The organism is Sulfolobales archaeon, from assembly GCA_038897115.1.
Classification (GTDB): domain Archaea; phylum Thermoproteota; class Thermoprotei_A; order Sulfolobales; family AG1; genus AG1.
In genome coordinates, this window is the sequence record JAWAXC010000114.1 from 1 (window position 1) to 6,496 (window position 6,496).

Consider the following 6,496-nt stretch of genomic DNA (forward strand, 5'->3'; position numbering starts at 1 on the left):
AGACTATCTCATCACCAGGTTTACAGATATGATGGATAGATACCCCATAATAGGGGACGTAAGAGGGCTAGGATTTATGATAGGCATTGAGCTTGTAAAGGATAGAAAGACCAAGGAGCCGGGCGAGAAGATAGCAGTAGAGCTTAGAAGAAGGCTTTTTGAGAATGGACTTTTAATGCATACATGTGGACACTTTGGAAATGTAATGAGATTTATGGCACCCCTTATAATCACTAAAAAACACCTAGATATAGGTCTTGAGATCTTTGAGAACGAGATCAAAAAACTCTCTGCAAAATAAGGCTCTAAGCTTCTAGTATATAAAGTTCTATCTCCCTTTTTATTTTAGAATTAATGCTATAGTTTTCCATATCTCTTCCCCCTAAAGGAGGGCTTCTCAGTAATAGAGATATTAAGAACTAGGTAGCATTCCATATATCAACATACTTCTTTAAGGACCTCGGGATTTTTATAGCTAGAGAGACTGCACCATATATCCCCACGTCATCACCAAAATTTGTGAACATGATCTCGGGTTTTCTAACAGCTAGATATTTATCAATATATTTCTCTATATATTTCATAAATAACTCCTTATTATTTAGTACTACGCTACCACCAAGGATCAGGATTTCGGGATCATATGCGTTAATCGCAGATGCCAGTCCAGCAGCATTTATAGGCATTAGATATTCCTCTATGTATTTGATAATAATTGGATCACCGCTATGGTATCTGGTGAAGATCTCTTCTGAAGATAGAGGTTTATCTTTCTTGATATCCTCACATGTAGGAGATTCTACGTTACCCATAGCTTCACATATACCTAGGGACTTAACATAGCTGGTGAGGCTTCTCGGCATATTGGCTCCAGATGCTAGGGCTTCCCAATGTCCGTAGCCTCCACAGCCGCATCTCAGGTTTGATGTATAATCAATAACTATATGCCCTATCTCATGTGCATTTCCATCCTTACCTATTAAGAGTTCTCCATCAACTATAACACCCCCTCCAATGCCAGTACTTATTGTAACATATAATAGGTTCTCCTTACCCTTACCTAAACCTATTACATATTCGCCCCAAGCGGCTGCAGATGCGTCATTAGCTACCACCACCTCTAGGCCTAGCTCCCTTATTGGGGAGACTAGGTTGAAGCTCTTTATAGGAGCATTCGGTGTCTTTAATACTGCTCCCTTGATTATGTCTAAAGGGCCTATAGATCCTATTCCAACTCTAGCCACATATCTGATCATATCTCCACATAGATCAATAACAAGCTTCTTTAGGAAACCCTCAAAATCCTTTGTAGGGAATGGCTTTTTAATCTTTCTAAGAACCTTAACCTCTTCATCAAACAACCCAGCCCTTACATATGTGGCTCCAACATCTATCCCAACATATAGTCGAGACATAGAAATCATCAATACTAACTACATATCTATAGCTTATTAACATCACCTCAACTTTAGCAGATTTTCGATAATTAGCCTAGAGGCGTTCTTCTACATCAATATCCTCTTTATAGCTAAAAGCTTGTTCTTTAAATAGAAGAAAGATAAGTTTGGCTAACATATTTAGCGATATATTAGGTAAATAATATGCTTATTATCAAAAATCATAAATAAAGCATTATTTAAGCTTTCTAACATATAATCTAGTTGGTGATATATATTGAAGAGTTACACAAATGAGGATCCAGAGATTTCGTATAAAGTAGATAAGGTGATAGATGCTAGAGGGATCATGTGTCCAGGACCAATATTAGTGCTTGCATCATCGCTAACGAACATGCCTCAAGGCTCTATAGTTATGGTGATCGCAAGAGATCCAGCATTTGAGGAGGATCTCAAATCATGGTCCGTATATACTGGGAACGAGATCCTCGATATAAAGAGGAGAGGTGAAGAAATAATAGCCATAATTAAAAAGAGGGGTGGGTAGCTTGACATCTATTGAAAAGCCAGCTGATATAGCTATTATAGTTAGATCTGATAGACCTGAAAGTGTGTATCCCGCATTCATCCTAGCTACCACCGCCTCTGCTATGGGTATGAAGGTGGAGATGTTCTTCACATTTTGGGGTCTTAAAGCTATAGTTAAGGGAGGTGCTGATGAAATTGAGAGAAATTTCTATGAGGAGCTAAGGAGTAAGGGAATGGAGCCTAAAGGAATACCAAGGCTACAGGATCTTATTTCGATTGCAAGAAGCTCGGAGAACATTAAGATGTATGCATGTTCCACAACGATAGAGGCGATGGGGATCTCGAAGGACTCTATTATAGAGGGATGCCCTATAGTTGGTGCCGCCTCCTTTCTAGCGAGGCATGGTAGAAGCGGGGCAAAGATCCTGATCTTCTAAGGATCTACACTTAAACCTAGCTATACATTCTATAATTCCCATAATATTTTAAAGATGAATTCCCTACAAATCTTTATTCTGGCTCCAAACAGATTAATCATAAATATTTTAGATCTATTTAATATTTATTACATATCTACTGAGGTTCGATTGTCGATGGGGGCTTAGAGGTTATGGAATATGCCACCATAACCACCTCTGGGATCTCCCTCGTTATTCTCCTAGAGATGCTATCAAGTATTTCATATTGAATCCTGGCCCAATCAGCTGTCATACCATCCTCACTTTCAACAGCTCTTATAATGATTATATAGCCCTCTTTTCTAGCATCCCCTGTTACACCAACCCACGTTCTATCGATGAGAACTGGGAATGCTTGCCACAGTCTATCATATATACCGGTTTTTCTAAGCTCCTCCTCAACTATTCTGGTAGCTTTTCTAAGTATTTTGAGTCTCTCCTCGGTAACCTCTCCAATTATCCTAACAGCTAGGCCTGGTCCTGGGAATGGATGTCTCTTGATGATCTCATCTGGAATCCCCAATGCCTTTCCAAGCTCTCTAACCTCATCTTTATATAGATATCTCAAAGGCTCTATCACAGACAACCCGAGATCCTCGGGTAACCCGCCTACGTTATGATGTGTTTTTATCCTTGCGGAGAGGGGTCTTGAACCGCTTTCTATAACATCAGGATATGTTGTGCCCTGTGCCAACCACTTTATACTAGGATCCTTCTTAACTATTTCTTTAAAAATCTCTGCGAATATCCTTCCTATTATCCTTCTCTTCTCCTCAGGATCTATGATCCCTTTCAACGCTGTTAGAAATCTCTCAGAAGCCTCTATAAATATAGGCTCAATACCAACTATCTTTAGATTGTTGAGAACCTCCTCTACCTCGCCTTCTCTTAGCAATCCATGATCTATAAATATCGCCACCAAGCGATCACCTATAGCTTTTTTAAGTAAAACAGCAGTTACAGTGGAATCAACACCCCCACTAACTGCACATAATACTTTCTCGTTCCGCCCTATTTTACTGGATATCTCTCTGATGATTTCATTAGCTAGATTACTGGGTTTCCAGGTTCTTCTTATACCCGCGATTCTTAGGAAATTATCGAATATGTTTTTACCCTTCCTAGTATGGCTTACCTCTGGGTGAAATTGTACAGCATATATAGGTTTACCCTTTATTCTATATGAGGCTATATATCCAGTATCCTCTGAAATTGCTAGAACCTCTCCCCCTTCTGGAAGCTCTTTAACATAATCTGAATGGCTCATCCACACTTCCTCTATATCTGATAATCCGTCGAATATAGGATCTCTTTTTGTGATCCTTATATATGTTCTCCCATATTCTCCAAACCCCTTCGCCACAGATCCTCCTAGCATCTTAGCTATCAGTTGGTGGCCGTAGCATATTCCTAGAATAGGTATCCCAAGATCTAGGATCCAGCTGGGTGGGAGTGGGGGTTCCTTTTCAAGTAGGCTTGCAGGGCTTCCTGAGAGTATGATCGCCTTTGGCGATATATTCTTGATTATGTCTTCTGAAATCATGTGCGGATATATTATCTCGCTGTAGGCTCCTAGCTCCCTTATCCTTCTTGCTATTAAATGCGTGTACTGCCCTCCAAAATCTATTATTAAAACTGTGTCGTGCTCCCTGCTGGGGCTTTCAAACCTCATCGCCGAGCACCTTCTTTCTAGGGGCTCTTATAAATCTAGCCTTAACCCATAGATCCTCAATATTTCTAGCCCCAACATAGCCCATGGAGATCCTGATCCCCTCTATAATTTCTCTCAACACAGATCTTGCCGAGCCTCTATATGGAATCAAGCCTCCTACACCTTCTGGGATATTCTTGATCACCCTGGCATATCGATCTATAGAATGCCTCCTCATCATAGCTGTGTAGCTAGCCATTCCCCTATATGGCTTATATAGTCTCCCCCCAATTTCTATAAGATCTGGTGGAGCCTCATCCGTCCCAGCTAATAGATAGCCTGTCATAGCAGAACTTGCCCCCAAGGCAAGCACCTTAACGATATCTGAAGAGCTTCTTAACCCTCCATCAGCTATTATCGGGATCCTCAGATTATTCTCCTCCAAGGCATCCCTAACACTTGCAACAGCCCAACCAGTTGGTGAGAACACACCTGCTACATTTGGCGTTGTACATATGGAACCCCCTCCAATACCGACTCTCATCCCATCAATTCTATCAATAGTCGATATGGCTTCTAAAGCAGCTTCCGCAGTACCTATATTACCTGCTATAAAGTCAGACGATATGTTCTTAACAAGAGTTGCCGATGCTCTAAGCACCTCTTTATTATTGAAGTGTGCCACATCTGAGACTAGTGCGTCAGAGAACTTGTCAAGCTTTACCGCTCTATTCATGTCTATAGGGTTTACCGCAGCTGCAACAAGAAGCCTTCCATAGGGATCTGTTGCGGGGGATATATCCTCTATCGCTGTATCAATTGTTATACTTCCTATAATTGTTCCATCATCATTTATTATTGCCACGAGATCTGTTTCTCCCCTAATAATAGATTTACGCGCCTCCTCTAATGATGAAAGGTTATAGGCTTTTCCTTGATATATATGCTTAGCCAGCGGCTCTACCCACTCTCTACATGACTCTAAAAGATCGCTATACCTCACATATCCCATGAAAAGACCTCGATCATTTATAATCGGTATAACCCTTATACCCTTCCTTCTCATGAGATCTATAGCTCTACCGCATGGCTCAAAAAATGTTAGGTATAGGGGTTCGAGGGCTATAGCTGGGTGTTTCTTAACCTTCTCGAGGTTCGCTATCTGCTCCTCTACAGACATGTTTCTATGTATAACCCCTATTCCACCCATCAATGCTACTGACACTGCTAATTTCCACTCGCTAACGGTGTCCATGGGGGCAGAGGCAATTGGTATTCTAAGCCTTATATTTCTGGAAAAGTTTGTTGATGTATCAACATCTCTAGGATCTACATCGCTTGAGCTAGGGATTAAATATAGCTCCTCTAGATCGCTTACATATGGAGAGGAGTAGATCTTATCTCTGAAGCTTTTCAAAAAACAGCCCTCAAGTTTTTAACATCATCGAAGGTTAAAAGCAAATTTAAGATATGAATCGTTGATGGGACAACGTTATAAAAATGTGCAATAAAGATCCGCGTATGATAGATTTATAATTGTATAGACTACTAAATCCTCGGAGATAATAATGTCTGCAGATGTCGAGTATATAGATGCAATTGATCCAAATAGGTATGATGAGCTCGGCATCAGGAAAGAGGATCTAATATGGCTATGGAGAACAATGGTATTGATAAGAAGATTTGAGGAGAAGGTCGTTAAGCTCTTCGAAGAGAAAAGGCTTGTCGGTGCATCCCACCTATATATAGGTATGGAGGCGATTGCGACAGGTGTTATGAAGGCTCTAGATAAGGATGACTATATAGTCTCGACATATAGAAGCCATGGGCATGCCCTTGCAAGAGGAATCTCCCCTAGACTCGTTATGGCCGAGCTCTTTGGCAAGGCCACAGGTACGAATAAGGGCCTTGGAGGCTCTATGCATGCATCGATGTATCCAGAACTTGGGATTATGCTTACAACAGCTATAGTTGGTAGTGGTGTCCCAGTAGCTGCGGGCCTTGGATATGCTATTAAGTATAAAGGTGAGAAGAGAGTCGTAGCTGTCTTCTTTGGGGATGGTGCTGTAAATACTGGTGCTTTCCATGAGGGAGCTAATATGATTGGTCTGTGGAGGCTTCCAGTGATAATGGTGTGTGAAAATAACCTCTATGGCATGGGCGGCAGGGTTGACAGGGTTACAGCTGGTTCAAAAGATTTCTCCGTTATACATAGGGCATTAGCATATGGTATAAGGGGTATTGTTGTTGATGGTTTCGACCCTGTTGCTGTATATATAGCTGCTAAAAAGGCTGTTGAGCGTGCTAGAAAGGGGGATGGCCCTACCTTTATAGAGGCAAAGGCATATAGGTTTCTAGGCCATAACCTCAGAGATCCTCAGAGGTATAGGTCGAGGGAGGAGGTGGAGAGCTGGAAGAAGAGGGATGCGATCCCGAGGATGAGGAGGATCCTGGTTGAGCAT

The 6,496-nt window shown here is 41.3% G+C and carries 7 protein-coding genes; 4 read left to right on the forward strand and 3 right to left on the reverse strand.

The genetic code is table 11. The features are described 5' to 3' along the window. Positions 1–301 (forward strand): aminotransferase class III-fold pyridoxal phosphate-dependent enzyme (locus tag QXE01_10865; protein ID MEM4971738.1); only part of this gene is annotated, 301 nt, incomplete at its 5' end. Positions 302–419: 118 nt separating this feature from the next. Here the strand turns inward: QXE01_10865 and QXE01_10870 are convergent. Further along, positions 420–1,415 carry an ROK family protein gene (locus QXE01_10870; GenBank protein MEM4971739.1) on the reverse strand — a complete coding sequence of 332 codons (996 nt, stop codon included), beginning with the start codon at positions 1,413–1,415 and terminating at the stop codon, positions 420–422. 259 nt (positions 1,416–1,674) lie between these two features. Here QXE01_10870 and QXE01_10875 point away from each other — a divergent pair, with 259 nt between their 5' ends. Both QXE01_10875 and QXE01_10880 read left to right on the forward strand, forming a co-directional pair. Continuing rightward, a complete protein-coding gene (locus QXE01_10875) occupies positions 1,675–1,944 on the forward strand; it encodes a sulfurtransferase TusA family protein (protein MEM4971740.1) in 270 nt (89 codons plus the stop codon). Between the two features lies 1 nt (position 1,945). After that, the gene (locus QXE01_10880; protein MEM4971741.1) at positions 1,946–2,362 is read left to right on the forward strand and encodes a DsrE/DsrF/DrsH-like family protein; all 417 of its coding nucleotides are present in this window, start codon (positions 1,946–1,948) and stop codon (positions 2,360–2,362) included. A 136-nt stretch (positions 2,363–2,498) separates the two neighbouring features. Here QXE01_10880 and guaA read toward each other — a convergent pair whose 3' ends face one another. Both guaA and QXE01_10890 read right to left on the reverse strand, forming a co-directional pair. Next, entirely contained in the window at positions 2,499–4,055 is a 1,557-nt protein-coding gene (gene guaA, locus QXE01_10885; protein MEM4971742.1) for a glutamine-hydrolyzing GMP synthase, read from the reverse strand. Further along, positions 4,045–5,451, reverse strand: coding sequence for an IMP dehydrogenase (locus QXE01_10890; GenBank protein MEM4971743.1), 1,407 nt, complete (start codon positions 5,449–5,451; stop codon positions 4,045–4,047). The genes guaA and QXE01_10890 overlap by 11 nt, the downstream gene beginning before the upstream one ends. Before the next feature lie 151 nt (positions 5,452–5,602). Between QXE01_10890 and QXE01_10895 the strand changes: the two genes are divergently transcribed. Beyond that, the coding region (locus QXE01_10895; GenBank protein ID MEM4971744.1) for a thiamine pyrophosphate-dependent dehydrogenase E1 component subunit alpha at positions 5,603–6,496 on the forward strand (894 nt) is incomplete at its 3' end.

What these genes read in the sequence shown, in the direction of transcription:
- QXE01_10870 (MEM4971739.1), bottom strand. Translation starts at nt 1,415, where the DNA reads ATGTCTCGACTATATGTTGGGATAGATGTTGGAGCCACATATGTAAGG.
- guaA (MEM4971742.1), bottom strand. Translation starts at nt 4,055, where the DNA reads ATGAGGTTTGAAAGCCCCAGCAGGGAGCACGACACAGTTTTAATAATA.